25 protein-coding genes and 4 pseudogenes are annotated in these 20786 nt (G+C 63.5%); 27 read left to right on the top strand and 2 right to left on the bottom strand.

What is annotated here, in order from left to right; genetic code table 11:
* Position 1: 1 nt before the first annotated feature.
* The 19 genes and pseudogenes from HIJ39_RS04235 to HIJ39_RS23640 all read left to right on the top strand — a co-directional run bounded on the left by HIJ39_RS04235 (position 2) and on the right by HIJ39_RS23640 (position 13134).
* The gene (locus HIJ39_RS04235; RefSeq protein ID WP_169097038.1) at positions 2 to 637 is read left to right on the top strand and encodes a class I SAM-dependent methyltransferase; all 636 of its coding nucleotides are present in this window, start codon (positions 2 to 4) and stop codon (positions 635 to 637) included.
* Positions 638 to 832: 195 nt separating this feature from the next.
* Positions 833 to 1426: an MBL fold metallo-hydrolase gene (locus HIJ39_RS04230; protein WP_243239330.1), complete on the top strand. Its 594-nt coding sequence runs from the start codon at positions 833 to 835 to the stop codon at positions 1424 to 1426.
* Positions 1423 to 1590, top strand: a complete 168-nt coding sequence (locus tag HIJ39_RS24005; RefSeq protein ID WP_243239329.1) for a hypothetical protein — start codon at positions 1423 to 1425, stop codon at positions 1588 to 1590. Before HIJ39_RS04230 ends, HIJ39_RS24005 begins: the two co-directional genes overlap by 4 nt.
* A gap of 122 nt (positions 1591 to 1712) precedes the next feature.
* On the top strand, positions 1713 to 2240 hold the full coding sequence (locus tag HIJ39_RS04225) for a class I SAM-dependent methyltransferase (RefSeq protein ID WP_169097036.1): 528 nt from the start codon (positions 1713 to 1715) through the stop codon (positions 2238 to 2240).
* A gap of 31 nt (positions 2241 to 2271) precedes the next feature.
* Positions 2272 to 2577 (top strand): hypothetical protein, encoded by a 306-nt coding sequence (locus HIJ39_RS04220; protein ID WP_169097033.1) that lies wholly within the window; start codon positions 2272 to 2274, stop codon positions 2575 to 2577.
* The gene (locus HIJ39_RS04215; RefSeq protein ID WP_169097031.1) at positions 2574 to 2810 is read left to right on the top strand and encodes an SHOCT domain-containing protein; all 237 of its coding nucleotides are present in this window, start codon (positions 2574 to 2576) and stop codon (positions 2808 to 2810) included. The genes HIJ39_RS04220 and HIJ39_RS04215 overlap by 4 nt, the downstream gene beginning before the upstream one ends.
* Positions 2811 to 3145: 335 nt before the next feature.
* Positions 3146 to 4264, top strand: a complete 1119-nt coding sequence (locus tag HIJ39_RS04210) for a prolipoprotein diacylglyceryl transferase (protein ID WP_338055068.1) — start codon at positions 3146 to 3148, stop codon at positions 4262 to 4264.
* Between the two features lie 58 nt (positions 4265 to 4322).
* The gene (locus HIJ39_RS04205; protein WP_169097030.1) at positions 4323 to 4547 is read left to right on the top strand and encodes a hypothetical protein; all 225 of its coding nucleotides are present in this window, start codon (positions 4323 to 4325) and stop codon (positions 4545 to 4547) included.
* A 97-nt stretch (positions 4548 to 4644) separates the two neighbouring features.
* Positions 4645 to 4914, top strand: a pseudogene (locus tag HIJ39_RS25085) (ISAzo13-like element transposase-related protein); the annotation flags it as partial.
* Positions 4915 to 5387: 473 nt separating this feature from the next.
* Complete coding sequence (locus HIJ39_RS24550; protein ID WP_275107255.1) at positions 5388 to 5522, top strand: hypothetical protein; 135 nt, start codon at positions 5388 to 5390, stop codon at positions 5520 to 5522.
* Between the two features lie 73 nt (positions 5523 to 5595).
* Positions 5596 to 7225 (top strand): annotated as a pseudogene (locus HIJ39_RS04195) (ISAs1 family transposase); the annotation flags it as partial.
* A 340-nt stretch (positions 7226 to 7565) separates the two neighbouring features.
* Positions 7566 to 7895: pseudogene (locus HIJ39_RS04185) on the top strand (OsmC family protein); the annotation flags it as partial.
* Between the two features lie 237 nt (positions 7896 to 8132).
* On the top strand, positions 8133 to 8702 hold the full coding sequence (locus HIJ39_RS04180) for a hypothetical protein (RefSeq protein WP_169097022.1): 570 nt from the start codon (positions 8133 to 8135) through the stop codon (positions 8700 to 8702).
* A 28-nt stretch (positions 8703 to 8730) separates the two neighbouring features.
* Complete coding sequence (locus HIJ39_RS04175) at positions 8731 to 9336, top strand: TlpA family protein disulfide reductase (RefSeq protein ID WP_169097020.1); 606 nt, start codon at positions 8731 to 8733, stop codon at positions 9334 to 9336.
* Between the two features lie 54 nt (positions 9337 to 9390).
* Positions 9391 to 9744, top strand: a complete 354-nt coding sequence (locus tag HIJ39_RS04170) for an ArsR/SmtB family transcription factor (protein WP_169097018.1) — start codon at positions 9391 to 9393, stop codon at positions 9742 to 9744.
* A complete protein-coding gene (gene merB / locus HIJ39_RS24875; RefSeq protein WP_169097016.1) occupies positions 9737 to 10219 on the top strand; it encodes an organomercurial lyase in 483 nt (160 codons plus the stop codon). The genes HIJ39_RS04170 and merB overlap by 8 nt, the downstream gene beginning before the upstream one ends.
* 143 nt (positions 10220 to 10362) lie before the next feature.
* Complete coding sequence (locus tag HIJ39_RS04160; RefSeq protein ID WP_169097014.1) at positions 10363 to 10692, top strand: hypothetical protein; 330 nt, start codon at positions 10363 to 10365, stop codon at positions 10690 to 10692.
* Between the two features lie 122 nt (positions 10693 to 10814).
* Positions 10815 to 12224, top strand: coding sequence for a mercury(II) reductase (gene merA / locus HIJ39_RS04155; protein ID WP_169097012.1), 1410 nt, complete (start codon positions 10815 to 10817; stop codon positions 12222 to 12224).
* A gap of 433 nt (positions 12225 to 12657) precedes the next feature.
* On the top strand, positions 12658 to 13134 hold the full coding sequence (locus tag HIJ39_RS23640; RefSeq protein WP_338055067.1) for an MBL fold metallo-hydrolase: 477 nt from the start codon (positions 12658 to 12660) through the stop codon (positions 13132 to 13134).
* A 97-nt stretch (positions 13135 to 13231) separates the two neighbouring features.
* On the opposite strand, the gene HIJ39_RS04145 is transcribed toward HIJ39_RS23640, so the two are convergent.
* Entirely contained in the window at positions 13232 to 13654 is a 423-nt protein-coding gene (locus HIJ39_RS04145) for an ArsR/SmtB family transcription factor (RefSeq protein WP_169097010.1), read from the bottom strand.
* Positions 13655 to 13798: 144 nt separating this feature from the next.
* Between HIJ39_RS04145 and HIJ39_RS04140 the strand changes: the two genes are divergently transcribed.
* The 3 genes from HIJ39_RS04140 (at position 13799) to HIJ39_RS04130 (ending at position 16321) form a co-directional block, all read left to right on the top strand.
* A complete protein-coding gene (locus HIJ39_RS04140; protein ID WP_169097008.1) occupies positions 13799 to 13945 on the top strand; it encodes a hypothetical protein in 147 nt (48 codons plus the stop codon).
* Between the two features lie 205 nt (positions 13946 to 14150).
* Positions 14151 to 15011, top strand: coding sequence for a C39 family peptidase (locus HIJ39_RS04135; RefSeq protein WP_169097006.1), 861 nt, complete (start codon positions 14151 to 14153; stop codon positions 15009 to 15011).
* A gap of 947 nt (positions 15012 to 15958) precedes the next feature.
* Positions 15959 to 16321: a hypothetical protein gene (locus tag HIJ39_RS04130; protein WP_169097004.1), complete on the top strand. Its 363-nt coding sequence runs from the start codon at positions 15959 to 15961 to the stop codon at positions 16319 to 16321.
* Between the two features lie 11 nt (positions 16322 to 16332).
* On the opposite strand, the gene HIJ39_RS04125 is transcribed toward HIJ39_RS04130, so the two are convergent.
* Complete coding sequence (locus tag HIJ39_RS04125; RefSeq protein ID WP_207711461.1) at positions 16333 to 17031, bottom strand: response regulator transcription factor; 699 nt, start codon at positions 17029 to 17031, stop codon at positions 16333 to 16335.
* 211 nt (positions 17032 to 17242) lie between these two features.
* Here HIJ39_RS04125 and HIJ39_RS04120 point away from each other — a divergent pair, with 211 nt between their 5' ends.
* From HIJ39_RS04120 to HIJ39_RS04100, 5 genes and pseudogenes are all read left to right on the top strand, one after another.
* Positions 17243 to 18391: a hypothetical protein gene (locus HIJ39_RS04120; RefSeq protein WP_169097002.1), complete on the top strand. Its 1149-nt coding sequence runs from the start codon at positions 17243 to 17245 to the stop codon at positions 18389 to 18391.
* On the top strand, positions 18388 to 18603 hold the full coding sequence (locus HIJ39_RS04115; protein WP_169097000.1) for a hypothetical protein: 216 nt from the start codon (positions 18388 to 18390) through the stop codon (positions 18601 to 18603). The genes HIJ39_RS04120 and HIJ39_RS04115 overlap by 4 nt, the downstream gene beginning before the upstream one ends.
* A 12-nt stretch (positions 18604 to 18615) precedes the next feature.
* Positions 18616 to 18936 (top strand): annotated as a pseudogene (locus tag HIJ39_RS04110) (peroxiredoxin family protein); the annotation flags it as partial.
* A 315-nt stretch (positions 18937 to 19251) separates the two neighbouring features.
* Positions 19252 to 19839: a multicopper oxidase domain-containing protein gene (locus tag HIJ39_RS04105; RefSeq protein WP_169096995.1), complete on the top strand. Its 588-nt coding sequence runs from the start codon at positions 19252 to 19254 to the stop codon at positions 19837 to 19839.
* Positions 19840 to 20349: 510 nt separating this feature from the next.
* Positions 20350 to 20619, top strand: coding sequence for a hypothetical protein (locus tag HIJ39_RS04100; RefSeq protein ID WP_169096993.1), 270 nt, complete (start codon positions 20350 to 20352; stop codon positions 20617 to 20619).
* The last annotated feature ends 167 nt before the right edge of the window (positions 20620 to 20786 follow it).

The raw sequence follows: 20786 nt of genomic DNA, 5'->3' as shown, positions 1-20786 counted from the left end.
TATGGGCGGCGCGGACCGACGCGGACCGGGCGCCGCCCGTTGGGTCGACCATCCCCGGTTTAGCCGGTGGTATCCTTACACGGAGCGGTTCTTAGAGCGCGCGGTGGGACAGGCCCGACGGCAGCAAAATGCCCAGGCGGTGGGCCGGACCCTCATCCTGGGGGCGGGGACGGGATTGGATGTTCCTGCCCTCGGCGAGGGGGTGGCCGCGTTGATCTTGCTGGAGCCCGATGCGACCATGCGGCGCACCTTGGCGCGCCGGTATCCCGACCTGCCGGTGGTGGCCTGGCCCGCCGAAGCCATGCCGTTTGATCCGGAATCCTTTGACACCGTGATTAGCACCTTGGTCCTCTGCAGTGTGGTGGATGTGGCGCGCGTCTTGCGGGAAGTGGCCCGGGTGCTGACGCCGGGTGGCCAGTATCTGTTTTTGGAACACGTGGTGAGTCCCCAGCCGGGGGTCCGGTGGGTCCAGCACGGCATCGAGCCGGTGTGGCGGCGCGTGGGGGGAGGCTGTCGGTTGACCCGAGACGTCCACACGGCCGTCACCCACTCCCCGTTGCGGTTGACCGCGTGCGACAGTGCCCGGAGCGGGGGGATTCTCCCCGTGATTCGCGGGCGTGCGGTCCGGGGAGCCTAACCCCAGCCGGAACCACAGGCCCGAAGACCTGCGCAGGGGCGGATCTGAGCAGGCGGCGGGACGCGCGCCACAGGGCGCGATCCTCGGAACAAAGGAGGAGATTTTAGGGATGTCTGATCCGAAAGCAGGGGCCGCCGAGGTCATCATCGACCGGATGCGGCGGTGTAGGATGACACGACGGGGAGGGGAACGGCCATGATCTTTGTGCCGCTGTGGGATCATACGCGGGGTTGCGCCTCCTTTCTCGTCGGGGATGACGTGGTGGGGCAGGGCCTGGTCGTGGATCCCTTAGGCCAACTCGGAGCCGATAGCTACATTTTGGAGGCGGCGGACTGGGGTCTCGCGATCACCGCGGTCGTGGAAACCCATGTCCATGCCGACCATCCGTCGGCGGCGCGCGAGCTCGCCGACAAACTCGGGATCCGGGTGTCGCTCAGTCATCGAGCGCCCGTCGCCTATGCCGTGAACCCGTTGCATCAGGACGATGCGATCGACCTCGGCCAGGTCCACGTGCAGGTCTGGGAGACGCCTGGGCATACCCCGGATAGCCTGTCCTTGGTGGTGACCGACCGGACGCGGTCACCCGAGCCGTGGTTGATCTTGAGTGGCGATCGTTATTTGTGGGCGACGTGGGGCGCCCCGATCTGGTGGAGGCGACGCCAGCGCGAATCCGGGACGCGGCCGTGGATCAATATCACTCGATCCACGGCAAAATTCTCACCCTGCCGGATACGACGGAACTGTATCCCGCCCATTATGGCGCGTCGGCCTGCGGCGGGTTGTTTTTGAGTCCCAAACCGGTGTCCACCATTGGGTTTGAGCGGCACTGGAATCGCTTCGTCCAGCTGCCCGATCCCGAGGCGTTTGTAGATCAGGTCTTGAAATTGTTAAAACCCCCGCCGGCCGAGGCCGCCACCATTCGGGCCGGGAACTTGGGCCAGACCGCGGATTAGGCGCCCTCACACCCCGGAGGGACGGTTCGCGGGAATCCGTGACCACCGGCGAGGGTCGGGCTCCCGCCCCCGCCGCGAACGTGGGGTGAAAAGAAAACCGGCACGAGAGGAAGGGAATCCGAATGAGTGACTCGACCCGTTGGCAGCCCGTCATCTTTCCCGAAACCGCGATGGCGCGGATGGCGGAGGCGCTCCGACGGCAGCCGGCGTCCGATTATCGCGACCACGCCATTACCCACGAGGTCCTGAAGTCCCTGGGGCCTCAGCGGACCGTGGTCGACATCGGCGCCGGGATTGGCCGCTTTACGGTACCGTTAGCCGAAGCGGATTGCGACGTCTGGGCGGTGGAGCCGTCCGCGATCATGCGGGAGCAATTAGCCCAGGCGGTAGGGGCGTCCCCAGCGGCGTCGCGGATCCACACGGTGCCGGAAATCTGGCCCACGGCGGCGGTGGCTCCGGTGGAGGTGGCCTTGGCGGCCTGGGTGATTCACTTTTCCGCGGCCCCCCGCGCGTTTATCCGGGCCATGGAGGCGGTGGCCACGCGGCGCTGTGTGGTGGCGATCCCGGTCGAGCACCGATGGGCGGCACTGCAGGATCTGTGGGCCCGGTTCCACCCCGATCGACCCGCGCCGGCGCCCCGTGTTTCGTGATCTCTATTCGCTCCTGTGGGAGCAGGGGATTGTGGCGGATGTGCGCATCGTGGAAGAACCCCCGCGGAGTGACGTCTGGCGCGATCCGCAAACCGTGCTCGATGGGATGGCGACCCTCTTGGATCTGTCGACGGAGGCGCAGCGGGCCCAATTGGCGATACTGCTCCGGGAGCGGATCGTGGCCCCCCGGGATGGCGTGATCGCGCCGCGAAATCGCGTGGCGGTGGTCGCCTGGACCCCCCCGTTCGGCGTAGGACGGCGTCCTGGCGGAATCCGGTGGGGCGGTTGGCCGGTCGGCTCCAGGACGGCAGGATCCCGGAGGAGGGCGGGACCATGATGGGATCATCGATGGCGTGGGCCATGTGGGGGAGTGCCCTCGTGTGGTTCGCCCTCAGCCTGGGGTTGATCGCGGGGATCTGGGGGTGGTGGACACAGTGGCGGGGGGCCATCCGCCACGATGATCCGCAGGCGATTTTGTCGATTCGGCTCCGCCGGGGCGAGATTTCGGTGCGCGAATATGAGCATCTGCGGGCGTTGCTGCGTGAACGCGAGGAGAGTCTCCGGGGATGAGGATGCCTCAACGCCTATGCCCGGAAGGCCGCGACACAGGGTGGGAGACGGTGTGAAGCGGACAAGCCTTGGCTCGAACGTGCCGAACCGCCCCATCTCCGCGAGGAATCGCGGAGTGGCGCACGTGGCGACCGTCTTCCGCGGCATGGTAGCCCCCCCCATGGCGCCGAGACATGGCGGCGCGTGGGACGCGGTCCACGGTTTGAGGGCTCACCGAGATGTGGCCCGGGTAGGCATTCGGACGCGCGATCGCACCGGATGGGAGGCCGCCGGACCCCGGACGGGCGGGGCTCAGGGGAGTCCGTCGACGCCAGCACAGTTAAAGGAGGACGCGCGTGTATATTCCTTGGTTAAATCCCTACGCGTTTAAAATCGGCCCCGTGGGGGTCCATTGGTACGGCATCTTCATGGTCATGGCTATATTAGGGGGCGGATACTACCTCTTAGAACGTGCTCGGCAGTGGGGGGAGGATCCAGACCGAATATCCAATGTGGTCCCCTGGACCGTGCTTTGGGGGGTCATCGGCGCGCGCTTCGTGTTCGTGCTCGCCAATGATCCGCAATGGATCTGGACGGATCCGCTGCAAACGGTGAAAATCTGGCAGGGCGGTCTGGCCATCGACGGGGCCCTGCTCTTTGGTCTTCTGGCGTTTTGGGTGCAGTTGAGACGGCGGCCACTGTTGTTCAATCACATCATGGATTGGACGGTCCCCGGCATCGCGTTGGGTATTTTTATGGTCCGGATTGGCAACATTTTTGATCACCAAGTCCTCGGACACATGACGCAACTCGGGTTTGGCCGCTGGCCGGAGCAGTTGTGGGGATCGTTTATTGGCGTGTTCTTACTGGCGCGCTACTTCTGGATGGAGCATCGGCGGACGCCGCCGCCGGGTTATCAGTTCTGGTCCGCCATGTTCTATTACGCCATTCTCCGCGGATTCATCGGGGAAACGACCCGGGCCAATCCCTTGTACCTCATCCACTATGTCAACCCCCACTGGGGCCTGGGCTTCACCACCTTGATGCAATTGTTTACGCCCCCCATTTTACTCGTCACCGGGGTGATGATGCGGCGGACGTGGCGCGCCTCGGCTCGGCAGCTTTCAGCGCGGGTCCTCCGGGAGCCCGGGGCCTTGCCGCCCTCTCGATCGGTGCGCGTGGGCCGGCGGGTCATCGGGCTGACCAGCCTGGCCAGTCTCCTCGGGGCCCTCGCGTTCTTTCGCATCCGCCTTCCGGCGATCGGCGGCTACCTCTTGGGCGCGGGCCTCGTGTTCGCCATCATGGTCCGGACGTGGCCACGCCGTTATCGCGCCGTGCTCGAGGCGCCTCCCGCAGGGTATACGGCCACCGGGGAACTCTACGTGAACCCCGGAAACCCGGCCGCCGTCAGTGTCTGGCATCGCGGCATTCACCGGGTGTACGTGCGCCGCCCTGCGGTGGGGGGTCAGTCGTGAGGCGGGATCGGAGCGCGGAGGCGGCCGCTCGGCCGCGGCGGTCCCCAGGAGCGCGGCCATGAGTGCACGGCATCTCGGGCCGCGTTTACCGGAGCCCGGGGCGTGCGAGGACAACGCGCCGCTGAAGGCGGTGATGCATGCCTGTCGTCAATGCCACCGGTCCTTTCCGTATCACTACGACACCTATTACGAGCCCGCTTACCTGACGGAAATCGACTTTATTTGTCGAGACTGTCTCGGGAGGTATCTACAGCGGAAGGAGCCGCTCAGGACGAGCATGTAGGCGTTGACGGTGGATGCCGGAAATGTCCCGTGCCCGGGCGTCCTTAACTCGGGTGTCGACTCGCACCCCCTAAAGCGGCGGCGTCGACTTACAGCGTGTCGCGGATGATACGGGCGGCACCATCATCGTCTGTCACTTTGCACCTCGCGCCAAGTGGATGAAAATTGAGCATCGCATGTTCTCCGCGATTAGCCCAATTGGTGCGGACGACCTTGATCACGGTGGACACGGTCGTGAACCTGGGCAGCAATATCCACCCGGCGACAACGGGGCTACTATCCAACCCGATCGCGACGCGGGATCTTGTCCGAGACGCGACAAACTTGACCGAAAACCCACGGGACTTGCTTCCTCTAGTGGTGTGTGACCCCTGCCACGCGGGGATTCACACACACTAGCTGACGAGTAAATGGAGAGCCGTACACATCGAGAGGTGTACGTACGGTTCGGGGGCGAGCATCCGGAAAGCCATCTCCGGAAGGAGGTCTCGGCGCTGGATGCTTAGCCTACCATAGGATTGGCCCCCTACTCGGCAATCGGGCGATAGCGGGCACGGATGCCCGTGCGCAGCGAGACTATAGCGGGCCTCGCGCCGGTTGCGCATTCACCGCCGATAGCTTTGGTCACCCATGTCGGCCAAGACATACCCCGCATTTTATCTATCCGGCTCAGTTTCCCGAATCTCTGATTGTATCAATATAACAGTATTCCTATCTTGTTACTCGGATTTTATTCGTGTATGATAGCGGCAGCGTCGGGGGATCGGCGGATCCGTGCCGTGGAAGCCCATCGGCAGATCCGGACGCGGTCCCAAGACGAAAGGCAAGGAGGCGGTGCTTGATGGCGAAAACTATGCTCTCGACGGATGTGGAATGGGTGCAACACGGAGTACAATCCCGGGCGCAGATTCGGCAGCATCAGATGACGATTGATGAACCGGTCACGTGGGGTGGGGCCAAGGCCTCGTCAAAGTAGCGGAAAGCCTTGATAATCCTCTGCTCGGGATCTAAGACTGGACTTTTTATCGACGGGCTGTTACCGTGTTAGCATGCATACCGACACAGCGACAATTCGGGGTCGGCTGGTGCCGCACTGGGCAGCGTCTCTTGAGCTCCGGCCTATTCGGCCGGAGGAGCGGGATTTGTGGCGCACGTTGATGGCCACCCATCATTATCTCGGATTTCGAGGGTTCGTCGGCGAATCGCTGAGTTATGTGGCGTGCGTCGAGGATGAGTGGGTGGCCTTGTTAGGATGGGCAGCTGCGGCCTGGATGTCCCGCCCGCGGGATCAGTGGATTGGCTGGACTCGCGCCCAGCAATGGGCGCGCCTCCGATTTGTCGTGAATAATGCGCGGTTTTTAATTCTGCCCGACGTGCAGGTGCCCAATTTGGCGTCCAAGGTGCTCGCCCTGAACCTCCGGCGACTCCGGGACGACTGGGTGGTGGTGTATGGTCACCCCGTGGTGTTAGCCGAAACCTTCGTCGACCCGGCGCGATTTGCCGGCACGAGCTACCGGGCCGCAGGATGGCAATACTTGGGCGACACGCGCGGCTTCGCGCGCCGTCACAAGCGTTATGTGCGCCACGGTCATCCCAAACAACTGTGGATCCGGCCCTTAGGGCCGGATAGTCCGGAGGTCCTTCGGGCTCCCTTTCTGTCCGCCGCGCTGATGGGAGGGGCACTCACCCTGTTGGATTTTAATGCCTTGAATTGGACGGGACCGAACGGTCTCCGCGACCGCTTGGCGGCGCTCACCGATCCGCGGCACCGTCGCGGCATTCGCCATGCCATGGATCAGGTCTTGGTGCTTGCCTTAGCGGCGGTGTTGGCGGGACAGCAGAACTATATTGCCATCAGCGACTGGATTCACGACCTCGACCCGGAAGCGCGTCGCCGCTTTGGTTGTCGGCGGTGGGGCGACACTTATAAAGTCCCGAGTGAACCGACCATCCGCCGGGTCTTGCAACAGGTGGATGCGGAGGCCGTGGACGCGGTTCTGAATGGGTGGCTGGACGACGAGTCGCGTCGCTTAGGGGATGCCATCGCCGTCGACGGTAAAAGTCTGCGAGGCTCCGGTCACGGAGCCCGGTCGCGCCCGGTGCATCTCTTATCGGGTCTGGTCCATCGCACGGGCCACGTGGTCGGGCAGGTGAATGTCGACCAGAAAACCAACGAAATTCCAAAGTTACGCGAGTTACTTGACCCGCTGGACATCGCCGGGCAAATCATCACGGTCGACGCCCTCCACACGCAAAAGGACACGGCCCGCTACATTGTCAAGGAAAAACAGGCGCATTATGTGATGGAGGTCAAAGGGAATCAGGCCACCCTCGCAGAAGCCATCGCGGCCGTCGGCCACGATGATTTTTCCCCCTCAGGTGGCCAAGACCATCGACCGGGGCCACGGCCGCATCGAAACCCGTATCGTGCGGACCACGACCGTGCTGAATGATTACGTCGAGTGGCCCTATCTGGGGCAAGCGTTCCGGATCGACCGCCATGTCACAGATTTAGACGGGTCCCATCCCCGGGATGAGGTGGCATTGGGGATTACCGACCTCACTCCCGAGCAGGCCAACGCCGCCCACATTGGGGCCCTGGTGCGCGGACACTGGGGCATCGAAACGCGGTTGCACTGGGAGCGCGATATGATCTACGATGAGGATCGGTCGCAAATCCGGACCCAAAACGGGCCGCGGGTCATGGCAACCTTACGGAATACCGCGATTGGCCTGTTGCGCCGCTTGCAGGTGCCCAATATCCAACGCGCCGTGAACTATTTAAATCGTCACCCAGAACACGTGGCGCGCGTGCTTCTCGGTTAACCCGACCTCGTCTGCGTAGAGCTTATTCCCCGGTCGTACGACCGGGCTTATCACCGGTTTGCGAACTTCCCTCCCATTGGACTCCTCCGCGAACTCGGCACCCGGTCGTTACCACGATCGTCGGCGGTTAGCACATGGACGCATGGATTGGCCGGTCTGACTTTGACGTTTCCTTGGGGGTGGGGCCGATCAGGGAGCCAACCCCGTGGAATTGGTGCTCGCGGGACTAGGCGGGTGCTTGAACGTCCTGCTGGCCTCGTTTGCCCCCCTGCATGAGGTCGTGCTATCGCACGTGGCGATTCACGTCGAAGGGGACCTCGATCCGGATGGCTTTACGGGCGTGAATCCGATGGTCCGGCCCGGATTCCTAGAGATTCGCTATACGATTACCATTGATTCGCCGAGCCCGCAGGACCGTGTGGCTGCGCTGGTGGAACACGCCGAGCGCATGTGCCCGGTGAAAGATACGCTGGGCGGGGTCACGATTCAGGCTGGCCCGCTCCAAATCCACGCGGCGTCTTAAGTCTGCGGGATGGGGGGACCCAGGCACTGACCTGAGCATTGTGCCATCATACAAGAGCCTACCCGGCTCATCGTCGGGGAGCGAACCGAAACGCCGGATTCCGCCGGCGTTTCGCGTCCCTCGAGCGCTGGATGGCAGATAAAGGACGTAGGGGGAAATTGCGCCTGGCCGCTTGCTGGATTGATGGTGACATTGTATTATTGCAATAAGTCGTGACGAAGCAGGAGGCCTTCACCGATGAATCTCGCCTTTTACATGGGCGTACAGTCCGGCCTGTTGATGGCCGTCGGCTTTACCGCCGTGATGGCGGCCCTTGCGGTGGTCATGCACGGCATTGGACAGGTGCTATCTCCCATCCTCCATACCGTCATGCTCACCCTGAGTGGCGTCTTGATTGTCGGCGGCGGCGCCGTGGCGTTGGGGCTCTTTCACTTTCCCATCGACCGCTGGACCGGGATGGGCCGCGTGGCCCCCCGGGGCCGCTCCGGGTGGACCTTGGTGATCGCCGGGATAGTCTACGGGGTGGCGGCGCTCAGTTGTACCTTGCCGCTCTTTCTCGCCGCGCTCGCACCCGCCGTGGCGGGCGGCTGGGGCATCGTGATCGACATCGTGAGCTCCTTTGGACTCGGCACGGCAGTCGTCTTGGTCGGGGTCGGGCTCGTCACCCTATTTGCGCGGGATGGGTTGCTTCGAGCGATCCGGGCGATTGGCCCGTGGTTGAATCAGGCGCTTGGAATCATCATCGTCGGGGCCGGGGGGTATTTGGGATATTACTGGCTGTGGGGGCCAGGACACTTCTGGGCATAGTCTGGCTGGGGTGAACGGAGTGCAAGAGATGACAATACGATGGTGGTGGATTGCCGGATTTGGGGCCCTAGGGGCCATGGCGGGGGTGGGCTATCACCTTACACATTCGGCGACGCCCCAGGCCACAGCACCTATCCATCCGGTGGCGGTGGTGAGTACCGCGCCACCCCCGGCGAATGGGAGTGTGCCCGTGGGAACCTCGGCCAGCCCGATCCCCTCGAGCGGCCCGACGACGACAGCGCCGGCGTTTCACGTGGCCTCGCTCAACGCGGGCACGGTGACGGTGCCGAATGGGCGGCCCACGGTGGCGTATTTCATGTCGTCCGGCTGCGGGAGCTGTTTTAGTGGGGAACAGCAACTGGCCCACTTGGCCGCGACCACGCCGAAGTCGGTCCAATGGCTCTCGCTCGATGTGGATCCGGGCTATGACAGTCCACAGAGTGTCTTGGCCATGGCGCATGCGGTGGGGGCGCATTGGCCGCAGGCCTTCAGCACGAATGCCATCGTCAACGCCTACCATGTGACTCAGTTGGACACGGTGGCGGTGATCGCGAAAAATGGGCACCTCCTTTATGACGGCGCGTTGCCGTCAAATGCCCAACTCGGACGGCTGACCACGCAGGCGAACGCCTAACCGGGCCGGGCGCCGCAGAACGACCCCATCGGGGACCCATCGAGGAGGAACATTATGACCGAGAAAACGAGCGAGACGTACGCCCTGTGGGCCGATTTCTGGCAGGCGCTGAGTCATCCGATTCGCTTGCGGGTATTGGCGACGTTGCGCCAGGAAGGCGACCTCAATGTCGGCCAACTCGTGGATCGGCTGGGAATTGGCCAAGGGCATCTCTCGAATCACTTGGCGTGTCTCAAAAACTGCGGCCTAGTGAGCACCGAGGCCCAGGGCCGCTATGTCTACTATCGGATTGCGGACGACCGGGTCCCCGCCTTACTGGACGTGGGTGAAGCTGTTTTTAGCGATCATTGGGCGGGCGTGGCGACCTGTGCCGTGGTCGGCCGGCCGGGGGTGCCTAGCCGTGGATAGCCGAGTCTTGAAGGCATGGGAAGACTGGGAGCACACGCGATCGGCGGACGAACGCGCCGTGACACGCACCGCGTTTCGCCGACTCCTGACGGGTCGGGCCCCAACCATCGCCGATCTGGCCTGTGCGCTAGGGGCGTCGGACCAAGCGGTGACCCAGACGGTGCACACGATGGTCGATCAGGGGCTGGCGACCGCCGACGGTGATTACGTCACCGGCGTGGGTGGCCTGTCACTCGTCCCCGCCCCCCACCGCTTACAGTGGAACGGCCGCCGCTACTGGACCTGGTGCGCGCTGGATGCGATCGGCATTCCCGCTGCGCTGGGGGGAGACGCCCGCGTCGACTCGCGTGTGGCCCCCGACGGTACAGTGGTACACCTGTACTTTCAGGATGGCGCGTGGACCGATTCCGATGCCACGCTCGGCATTCGGCTCGCGGAACCCCAAGTCGCCCGTCCGTTGTGTGGCGGGACATGAACAGACATCGTGTTTGTCCGCTTAGGTAAGCGGCTCGGAGAATCGGACACGGTGGCGTCGGTGCAGCAGCTCCTACCCTGGGCGGGGCAGTTATGGCAACAGTGGATTCTCCCTGATCCCGCATAAGACAGGAGGCAATGTCGATGATGACGAACGTACAAAAGGCCCCGGCCGAGGAGGCGGGTTGCCCGCTGGATACGATGAACCAGAAAAAGCGGGCGGGGTGGCTATGGGCGGTGCCCATTATTGGCGTCGTGTGTTGCGGTGCCCCGGTTTTACTCACCGTGCTCGGTTTCACAGGCGTCGCGTCCCTCGTGGGCGCGTGGGTGGCCAGTATCACCGTCCGGATCGGCCTGGGGGTGCTGATGTTAGGGGCGATGGGTTGGGGCTATTGGCGTCTGCGCCGTGCGGGATCCGCGACATGTCAGCCGAACCTGCAGGCCCCAGGGACCGGGGTGCCAGACGAGCGGTAATGGCGGATTCACAACCCAGTGGTTTGAGCGATTCGGCCACCTCACGCCCCTTCTTTGCTAGATATATTCTCGCATTCGATTATGAGCATCAGAAATCGACGATGACCAAGGAGCGCAAAACGATGCAGAGCTATGACCTCTTAGTGTTAGGCGGGGGTTCCGCCGGATTTGCGGCCGCCATTCGCGCGGCGGAGGCAAACAAACGCGTGGCGATGATTGAAGGCGGCACCATGGGGGGGACGTGCGTCAATGTGGGGTGCGTCCCCTCCAAAACCCTAATTGCGGCGGCCAACACGCGCCACGCCGCCCTCCACCCCCGGTTTCAAGGACTGAATCTAAGCGGCACGGCCGTCGACTGGTCGACAGTCATGGGCGACAAGACCGCCTTGGTAGAGGCATTGCGCCAAGCCAAATATGCCGATGTGCTGGCGGCGTATCCCCAGATCGAGTGGGTGGCCGGCCACGGGGTGATTCGCACGACCGATCCCGTGACGGTAACGGTGGGCACCGACACGCTGGTGGCCCCGCGGCTCATCGTGGCCACGGGCGCCCATCCCTGGGCGCCGCCCATCCCCGGACTCGCCGATACGCCCTATTGGACCAGCACTGAGGCGCTGGCGAGTGAGACCTTGCCGGAGACCCTGCTGGTGATCGGCGGGAGCGCGGTCGGCCTGGAAATCGGGCAGCTTTATCAACGGCTCGGGAGCCAGGTGACCGTGCTAGAGGCATTGGACCGGATTGTCCCGCTGGAGGACACCGAAGTGAGTGAGGGGTTAGCCCAATACCTCCGGACGGAGGGGCTCGGCATCCACGTGGGCGTGCAGATTCAATCGGTGGCCCACGAGGACGGGCATTTTACCGTCCAGGCCCTAAGCGGGGGGCGGGCGCAGACTTTCACGGCGGATCGGTTGCTGGTGGCCACGGGGCGCCGGCCCAACACCGCCGACTTCGGGCTCGCCGAGGTCGGGGTGGCGATGGACAGTCGGGGCGCGATGGTCGTCAACGACCGCCTGCAAACGTCCCTCCCCACCATTTATGCGGCCGGGGATGTCACCGGCCAGGCGATGTTTGTTTATGTGGCCGCGGAGGCCGGCAGCATTGCCGCCACCAACGCGCTGGGCCTCGGCGACCGCATCCTCGATGTGACGACGCTACCCAAGGTGACGTTTACCGACCCGCAGGTGGCCAGCGTCGGCTTAACCGACGCGGGAACCGAGGCGGCGGGACTCGACTGCACCTGTACCAGTCTGCCGCTCGCCTATGTGCCGCGCGCGCTCGCCAATCGGGATACCCGCGGGTTTATTAAATTGGTGGTGGAACACGGAACGGAGCGGATTGTGGGAATGCACGTGGTGGCCCCGGAAGCGGGGGAGATCATTCAGGTGGGCACGCTGGCCGTGAAATATGCCATGAGCCTGTCCGACGTCACGAGCCTCTTCTTCCCCTATCTGACCATGGTCGAAGGGGTTAAATTGGCCGCCATCACCTTCCATAAAGATGTCAGCACACTCTCCTGCTGCGCCGGCAGCTGAGCCGCCCCTGCAGGGCCACGCGATGCCGCCCCGGGCCATGGGGTGTCTGGGGGGCGCGGTCGGAGCGTTGCTCCTTGCTGCGACCAATCTCTGGCCGGCGGCACTGACCCAGGGGCCGGGGGTGGCGGTCCGACAGTGCGCAGACCGGTCCGCATCCCCGGGGACAGCGGCGCGTCGGTCCAGCGATCGACCATCAACGGCGGCGCGTTGGTTGCGACTGCGGGGCCAGCCGTCCGTCCGGTCGTGATGGGTAGGGGCGCCCACACCATGCGGTCCCGGGACTATGCGTGATGGCGATTTATTATTATACTTCACTATATTCGGACTCACGGATTAAGGAGGACTGTCCATGTTATTCCGCCAATTTCTTCATGATACACCGGTCGTGGCGGCGAGCTATCTGTTCGGCTGAGTCGGGCAAGCCCAGGCTGCAGTGGTGGATCCGCTGCCTGATCTCGATCCCTATTTAGAGACGCTTCAGCACGATGGGTTGTCTCTCCGGTACGTCATGGACACGCATATTCATGCCGATCATCTCTCCGGGGCTTGGGCGCTCGCCCAGGCCACCGGGGCGGAACTGGTCATGCATGAGGCCGCCTCGGATTTGACGGTGCCCTTTACCGCGGTTCGTGATGGGGACCAGTTGACGCTGGGGAACGTCACGATCACGGTCTGGCATACACCCGGTCATACCCCGGAACACATCAGCCTCGCGATTACGGACCACAAGCGGGGTCCCGAGCCCTGGTGCGTCTTGACAGGTCACACGCTGATGATTGGCGACGCCGGCCGGCCAGATCTGGTGGCGGAGGACGGCGCGGACCAGTTGTACGGTAGTCTCTTTGAGCGGCTGCTGGCGCTGCCGGACTATGTCGAAATCTTTCCGGGGGCTTACGCCGGATCCACGTGAGGGCGTGACTTGAGTGGAAAGGTCGTTTCCACCATCGGGTTTGAACGCCGGTACAATACCGCGTTACAGCCCCGTACGCCGACGGAATTCCGCGCGTTTATCCTGACGAGTCTGCCGACTCAGTCGCCAGACTTTGCGGCGATTCGCCACCAAAATTTTCGCGGGGGGAGTGGAGGCGATTAGTCGCCTCCCGCGTCCCTTCCCCCACGGGAATCAGGGTGCGCATCCAGTCCACGACGGCGCCGACGCGTGACGCATTCACCGCATAGTAATGCCAGGTGCGATCGCGGTCATGGAAGACCAAGTCGGCTCCGGACAAAATCGCCAGATGGCGGGAAATCGTGGATTGGGGCGCCTCGAGATATTTCGACAGATCCTGCACACAGATCCCGTTCACCGTCTTGTCCCCATTCCGGCAATGATACTGGGCATCGCTTAAGAGCCGCAAGATCCGCCGGCGCAAGGGATCCGCCAACGCCTTAAATACGGTACCTAAATCGTCCGAGAGCGGCGCGGGCATGGCCCTCTTATATCCCACCCTCAATTCGGCCGTCAGCGATGTGGCTCCGGCGGACCGGCGGGGCAGTGTGTTGGGGGTCTACCGTCTGTGGCGGGATGGCGGCTATCTGGTCGAGGGGATTGCCGTGGGGGGGGGGGGGGACTGTTGGCGCGTGTCGGCGCGGCGCGCACCATTGTCATCATGGGTCTCCTCGTCGTGGTTATGGCGGCTGTCCTTATGGTCCGTATGCGGGAGACCCATAGGACCCGGAATGTGGCCGAGGACTTAAACTTAATGACGAAGGATCGATGAGCCATCATAACAGGAATCCCCACAATAAGAGGGTGTTTGAAAAACTTGCGGTAGAGAGGACTGATCGCGTCCTCATGTTGTGTCCTTATTGGGTTAAAGCACCCGACGCTGTCGCGGTGGGCCGGGCATCGGAGTCGTCTACCACCCTGATGTAGGAGGGTAGACCAGAGTTTTCCGTTTTTCAGACCAGGAAGGAGTTCTCCTCATGAAACGGGCATTACACCGACGATCCCCCCGTCGCCGCTGGGTCTGGCCGCGCACGGCGGTCATTCTCGGCATCCTCGCCGTGTTCGGTCTTTGGGGGTTCAACCGGTGGGGCCACAGTCGGCAGCCCCGCACGATCGGCACGCCGAATCTCTTGAAGACAAGAAGACGCGCCTCTATCCCATCGCATCACCCGAGAAAGGTCTCGCAGGACCCCACCCCGGCTGTCCCGTCATCCACTGTCATTCCGGTGGCGGCCCAATCGCAATTTCCTCAGCTGCCTAACGGGTGCGAAGTGACGAGTCTGTCGATGTTGCTGTCGGCCGTGGGTCACCCGGTGAGTAAGATGACATTGGCGGCCGAGATGCCCAAGGATCCGACGCCGTTGCAACTGGCCGACGTCACCACGGCGACGGGACAAATTGTGCATAAGGTCGTGTATTGGGGCAATCCCAACGTGGGCTTTGTGGGGAGTGTTTATCGAGCCAACTATGGCTACGGCATCTCGAATGGGCCGATGATGACACTGTTGAACCAGGTCTTGCCTGGCCGAGCCGAGAATCTGACGGGGCACCCGTTTTCCGACATCTTGGCGCAGGTGGCCCACGGCATTCCGGTCGAGGTGTGGACCACGCTGACGTTTCAACCAACCACGGATTGGGTGACGTGGAACAGCCCGGAAGGCCTGGTGCATGCCACGCCGTTGGAGCACGCCGTGCTGGTGGTGGGATATCGTCCGCACGTCCTATTGATTAACAATCCGTGGACGGGACAAGCCGCGGAAGCGGTGGCCCAGGCCCCTTTTGTCGCCGCGTGGAAACAACTGGGGAAGCAGGCCATCACGACCAAGCCCAGCCGTTAATGGAGTCGCGCCAACACTGCGGAGTTCCGCCGACTAAAGTGCCCCATCATAGATCATCCCAGCGAAGTCGCTTGATCCTACCGCCCATCATGGCAAGCAGCCAGCTATCATCCGGTGACGTGGCGTTTACCACCGGGGTTCATCAACCTTATTACCCCGAAGCCTACGACGTACCCTTGCGGTTCACCGGTGACCACCACACGGGACCATGAGTCGGCGCCCCATTCAGGGGACATGGCCGGGGGCCATCGTCAAACGGGTGGACATCGTTGCCAGGGCGCTCGATCACGGCCATGAGGCCTTGAGCACGACCAGATTTTTGCTGACTGTGACCGTCTGGTGACCAACGCCTGTACCGAATCGACCAACAAGTGGATTTTCGCCCTCCATTGCCAGAACGAGGGTATCCGGTTGAGATCTGACTGTTTTCCCCAAGTCATTTTGACATCGGTTGGACTCATTGCGGTTGTGATGAGTCGGGTGGCCTCAATGGGGTTTTCTTCCCAACTCCCCAGTCCTCCGCATCCCCTGACAGTTCTACCGACCATTCGCGTTAACCGTAGGCCGCGGTCTGAGGCCGTTCGGCCAACGCGAATCCCAGCCCTTTGGGCTGATGTCACGAGCACTGCCCTTGCCGCCGACTCGCCAGATCCCATGACATCCATGTTAGTCGCAGTCATGTGGATACTTTGCTCCGATCCCGGAGGAACTATTCGGACGTCCGCTGATGGACATCGTCACGTTTTGCCTCATCTGTGAAACAAAAACTTCTACGGTGCCCGCTACTTTAAATTTTGCACCCTTTCCACCGTCGCCACTGGGTGCCTGCCCCCGCATGCGGCGTGACGATGTTGTCTCCTTGTGGTCTAGCCGACATCGGGCCCCACATAGATCATGAGCAGCGGGCATCGTGTGGATGCGCTGCGTAGGAGGGAGGAGGGCGGCTGATGGCCCATGACCGCGTTGCTTGGTACCCCAGGCCATTCGCGCTCGGATTGGAGACGGCCGGGATAGGATGGATCCTGGCGGTGTGGCTCATCCCGAACAGCCTCATCGCGGCCGTCCTGACGGTTCTGGGCATGGTGCTTGTGCCGCACTGGGGGGCGGCGGAACGTGCGCATTGGCACGTCGGCGCGGGGATGGAGACCATGGAGATGATGGTGGGAGGCACCCTCGGCGGCTTTTTAGGCGATCTGGTTGCGGCGATTGTGGGTCTGCCCGGGACTGCGACCGCGATGACCCTCATGACCGCCAGCATGGTGGGCATGGTGGGCGGGGTCTTGGGTGGCGGGCTGTTCCGCGGGGTATAGAGCCCACCGGTTTAGGAGTCCTCCGGTGGTCTGGCCTCGGCGCGCCAACGATACCCCACGCCGCGCACGGTATCAATGTATCGCGGCCGATCGGCGCTATCCCCCAATTTTTTCCTGAGCCGCACCATTTCCATGTCGACGGCGCGCTCAAATACCTCGCCTACATCCCCCCAAATCCGGTCGAGCAATTCGCCTCGTGTCCACACCCGTCCAGGCGAGAAGGCTATGAGCGTGAGCAAATCCCATTCCAGCGCCGTGAGGTCCAACAATTCAGACCCGCGCCGCACTTGGCGGCGGGAGCGATCGAAGAGGAGGTCCTGCACCTGGCGGGGGTCCGCGGACGCGTCCCCGGACCGGCTGCGGTCCCGACGGCGGAGCGCCCCGCACCGGGCGAGGACTTGGCCCGGACTAAACGGCTTGACCACGTAGTCATCGGCTCCGACTTGCAAGGCCCGAATAATATCGGGTTCCTGATCGCGCACCGTGAGCATCAAAATGGGCACCGCCGTCCGTTGCCGCAGGGCCTTGAGCGAGGCCAGGCCATCGCTGTCCGGCAGTTGCCAGTCCAAGACAATGACCGCCGGTGCCGCCTGGCCCACCACGGTCAAGGCCTGATCCAAGCTGGACGCGGCGATGACCGCCCAGCCCCACGGTTCACCGTAGGCGCGGAGGAGCTCCACAATGCCGGGATCATCGTCGACGATGAGCAAACCGGGCTTGTCGATGGCTGTCGCCTCCCGCCTGTTTTTTATCCACGGCCGTCATGGCGCCCGCATCGCTGTGAGTATAGCACAGAGGGCATAACGCGTAGCGACCCCGTGAAGCGGGCGACGCTGTGACAATTCTGTGACACAACCGTGACATGTCTGATACAGAGATCCGTCATGCTAAAGCGGAGTTCCCGACCGAAAGGAGTCCACGGTGGCGATGCCCGTACAGACGATGGTCAGTCCCCACGTGACGGCCCTCTTTTATCATGACCTCTGGTGGAGCCTCATTGCGGTGCTCAGCACCGCGCTGATGGTGCTGGGTGGCGTGTGGGCGCTCCGTCGATTGGACGACGCGACAGCCGTGCTGCGTCCCGTGCTGACGCCGTTGGCGCATCGGACCCGCGGATACCGGTGGCTCTATTGGGGATTGGGGGCCGTCTGGATTCTTGACGGTCTCCTGCAACTCCAACCGGCCATGCCCAACAGTGCGTTTTTGGAAATGGTCATCACGCCGCTTTTGAGTGGGCAACCGACCTGGATGATCCACGTGCTCGGGGCCGGCATCCAGCGGTGGTCCGAGGCTCCGGTCATGGCCAATCTCGCAGCCGTCTGGATTCAGGGGGGCATCGGGCTGGTGCTGATCCTGGGGCGCAACCACCGCTGGGGTCGCCTCGGACTCTGGGCCACGCTCGGGTGGGGCCTGGTGGTCTGGATGTGGGGCGAGGGACTGGGTGGCCTCCTGACCGGATCCGCCTCCTGGATCGCGGGCAGCCCCGGTTCGGTGTTGATGTACATGGTCAGTGCCGGGCTGTTGCTTCTCCCCGATCGCCGCTGGCGTTCGGGTCAGGTGACCGCGGTTCTGGGGTGGGGTCTGGCAGGATTCTGGATTGTCGGCGCCATCCTGCAGTCGCGACCTGGCAGCGGGTATTGGCGTCACCTCAGTCCCATCTTTTTGCAGGCCGCCGAAAACGCCCAGCCGGCCTGGATCTCGCGCCCGATCTATCACGTGGCGCTGTGGACCGCCTTGCATGGCCCGCTCGCGAACGGGGTCGCCACCGTCGGTTTGCTCGCCGTCGGTCTGGCCTGGCTCTGGCGGCCCTATCGCCGCGTAACGGGAATCCTCACCGGCGTGATATTGGCCGCCCTGTGGTGGCTCGGGCAAGACTTTGGGGTGTTTGGCGGCGTGGGCACGGATCCGCAAACGGCTCCTGTGTTAGCGCTGCTGATGGCGGCAGGCTACGCCGGCGCGTCGGGCGGCGACGTTGCTCAAGGGGCTCGGACAGGTCCCCGGACGTCCCCGATGGGGGGCGGTACCCCGGAAGCCGCCGCCGTAGCCGCCGCCCTGGGGCCCCGCCCATGAGACGCCGGCGATCGCTGGCCGTCGCGATGGGGATGCTGGGCCTGTTCGTCGTGGGTGGCGCCGCGTGGGTACTTCAGCTTGCCCCGGGGCGCACGGTACCTCGGGCCGTGGGGATGACGGCCCCGCCGTTTCGGGCGGGCTCGACGCGCGGGCCGGTGGCGTTTTCCGGTCGGGGTCCCGCTATTCTCTACTTTTATGAGGCCGACACGTGACCCGCCTGTCTCAGGCAACTGGGACAGTTGCAACACCTGCAAGTGCGGCTTCGGGCGCTGGGCGTCGCGACCTATGCCATTTCCGGCAGTCCGTTGCACGCTGATCGCGCGCTGGCACGCCATGACCGGATTCGTTTCCCGATAATTCAAGACCGAACGTTTGCGATTGGCCGGGACTACGGGGTATATGGGGGCCAGCGGATGCCCATGGATGCGCATGCAATCATCGTGGTCAACGCCCAGGGGCGCATTATCCTGGCGGCGGAACCCACGGATATGCACGTTCCCCGCGCGACCATTTGGCGAGCGGCTCAACACGCCGGGGGCCGGTGAGTGGGTCGCGGTACGGTGCGGGGATGAGGGCGACCACCTGATTGCCCACAACGTGGCCCGGTGGTTACGCGGCGACGCCCCCCAGACGTTTGATCCCGAAGTCGTGTCCGTGGCCAGAAGACCGCGTATATCGCTGGGGATACCATTTTCGGCGACGCGCGGAGTCAGGTCCCGATTCCTGGGCCGGCGTTTACGCAGGAGGCATTTCCGGATGATCTCCTCCGCCAGCAGGGAGATGTGGATTACCTCGTCTCGTCGCTCCAACGGTTGCTCGATCCGCAGAGGGACATTCCGTAACGCAGGAGGAGAATCCGCATGACAATCGCACGGTTTATCGTCCGGGCCGCCGTGACGGCCATGGCTGGAGTGGTCATCGGGCACGGGGTGTTGTATGGCGCTCATCGACCCTCCTTATCACCGATGCAGTCCCCGGTACTGACCGCGGCAGCGGTCGCGCAGTGGGTGCAGCAAGGGGCCCGAGGGACCGTCATTAACGCGCACGGTCCCATGGTCACCTACCATACGCGGCAGGTGACCCTCGTCGCTTTGGCGTCGCCGGTGGCGATCCACCGCGTCGGCCTCTTTTGGGAGATCGACGGTTTAATCAATCCCACGATTCGGGTGCCGCTCGGCGCCACCGTGCACGTGGTGGTGATTAACGCGGATCGCACGCATTATCACGGATTTTCGGTCACGGCGGTGCGGGACGCCCGCCGCAATCCGCGGGATGTCCCGATGAACCCGGATGCGTTCATTGGCATGGTGGCGCCGATTACGCCGGTCGGGGATCAATGGGCGGAGACCACGTTTCACGCCACACGGGCGGGGACCTTCCACTATGTGTGCTGGCTACCTGGCCACGCGGCTCGCGGCATGATCGGTACCTGGGAGGTGACCACTTAGGCCGCCGAACAGGATGGTCATGGGGGACTCTGTGCTGCGGAGTCCCCACGGGCTCGTCGGATGCAAGGGTCATGGCTCTAAAGCCCCTCAATGACCATGGACAGCCCTGCGGGTGGCCACCCAAGATCCATGAACGGACAAACGGTGGCAGGGTCTGGCAAGAGGTACCCAACGGATTGAAAAACTTGGAATCCGGTTATCGCAGAACCCGCCAGAGCCGACTCTGCCGATCGCTAAAACGGCGGCGCGTGCGGCAGGGCCGACGCCGAGAATCATCAGACAAACGGGGCAGGACCTGCGTTCGCTCTCGACCCATCGGATGGCTCGGCGTCTCCGATGTGCGCGGGGTATGACCGTTTTTACATGGTCTGATGGTGGGTCTGCGACCACGAAGCGCCATGAGCCGCCCAACCGTCCGGTTGTGGCTGATTACCACGGGGGCTCATGGTGCACTCCGGCCGCCATTTCCGGTTGAAGCGTAGGGTCGGTGTCATACGCTGCCACACACTCATGCAGCGCACAGAGCACGGTTTGGGACGGTGGCGCGACCTGCTGGTGACCGCCACGATGGGGTGGTGGGGGCTCAATCCGTTGGCGGCTTTAGCGGTGCTGTATTTTATCGCGCAGGAAGGGCGAGAATGCTTCAGGAAGCGCGAGGCCAAGCGACGGCAGGACGTGGCGGGCTCGATTACGGCCCTCAGAGTCCCGGCCGTTCCCGGCTCACGCAGGCGGTCTGATTCCCAGGACGATGCCCCCGTCACACGAGACCAAGGCAGTTAGGCCCCCGAGCCCCCGGATAGCGGAACCTCGTTCCGCTATCCGGGGACTGGACGCGCTATAGTATCCTAACGAGGAAGGTCCGCCGCGAAAACCACCATGGTCGCAACCCGGGAATGGGGCGCGAGAACCCGGGTTGGCACCGCCGGCGTCGTGACCCGGGAGCCACA

It is taken from the genome of Sulfobacillus harzensis, from assembly GCF_012933365.1.
GTDB classification, from domain to species: domain Bacteria; phylum Bacillota; class Sulfobacillia; order Sulfobacillales; family Sulfobacillaceae; genus Sulfobacillus_B; species Sulfobacillus_B harzensis.
The sequence above is the reverse complement of the archived record's forward strand: the minus strand, read 5'-3'. Positions and strand labels throughout refer to the sequence as shown.

Bases quoted from the DNA above. Each gene is read 5' to 3' on its own strand.
- HIJ39_RS04235 (WP_169097038.1), top strand. From the start codon at position 2: ATGGGCGGCGCGGACCGACGCGGACCGGGCGCCGCCCGTTGGGTCGAC.
- HIJ39_RS04230 (WP_243239330.1), top strand. From the start codon at position 833: ATGATCTTTGTGCCGCTGTGGGATCATACGCGGGGTTGCGCCTCCTTT.
- HIJ39_RS04225 (WP_169097036.1), top strand. From the start codon at position 1,713: ATGAGTGACTCGACCCGTTGGCAGCCCGTCATCTTTCCCGAAACCGCG.
- HIJ39_RS04215 (WP_169097031.1), top strand. From the start codon at position 2,574: ATGATGGGATCATCGATGGCGTGGGCCATGTGGGGGAGTGCCCTCGTG.
- HIJ39_RS04205 (WP_169097030.1), top strand. From the start codon at position 4,323: ATGAGTGCACGGCATCTCGGGCCGCGTTTACCGGAGCCCGGGGCGTGC.
- HIJ39_RS24550 (WP_275107255.1), top strand. From the start codon at position 5,388: ATGGCGAAAACTATGCTCTCGACGGATGTGGAATGGGTGCAACACGGA.
- HIJ39_RS04180 (WP_169097022.1), top strand. From the start codon at position 8,133: ATGAATCTCGCCTTTTACATGGGCGTACAGTCCGGCCTGTTGATGGCC.
- HIJ39_RS04175 (WP_169097020.1), top strand. From the start codon at position 8,731: ATGACAATACGATGGTGGTGGATTGCCGGATTTGGGGCCCTAGGGGCC.
- HIJ39_RS04170 (WP_169097018.1), top strand. From the start codon at position 9,391: ATGACCGAGAAAACGAGCGAGACGTACGCCCTGTGGGCCGATTTCTGG.
- HIJ39_RS04160 (WP_169097014.1), top strand. From the start codon at position 10,363: ATGATGACGAACGTACAAAAGGCCCCGGCCGAGGAGGCGGGTTGCCCG.
- merA (WP_169097012.1), top strand. From the start codon at position 10,815: ATGCAGAGCTATGACCTCTTAGTGTTAGGCGGGGGTTCCGCCGGATTT.
- HIJ39_RS04145 (WP_169097010.1), bottom strand. From the start codon at position 13,654: ATGCCCGCGCCGCTCTCGGACGATTTAGGTACCGTATTTAAGGCGTTG.
- HIJ39_RS04135 (WP_169097006.1), top strand. From the start codon at position 14,151: ATGAAACGGGCATTACACCGACGATCCCCCCGTCGCCGCTGGGTCTGG.
- HIJ39_RS04130 (WP_169097004.1), top strand. From the start codon at position 15,959: ATGGCCCATGACCGCGTTGCTTGGTACCCCAGGCCATTCGCGCTCGGA.
- HIJ39_RS04115 (WP_169097000.1), top strand. From the start codon at position 18,388: ATGAGACGCCGGCGATCGCTGGCCGTCGCGATGGGGATGCTGGGCCTG.
- HIJ39_RS04105 (WP_169096995.1), top strand. From the start codon at position 19,252: ATGACAATCGCACGGTTTATCGTCCGGGCCGCCGTGACGGCCATGGCT.
- HIJ39_RS04100 (WP_169096993.1), top strand. From the start codon at position 20,350: ATGCAGCGCACAGAGCACGGTTTGGGACGGTGGCGCGACCTGCTGGTG.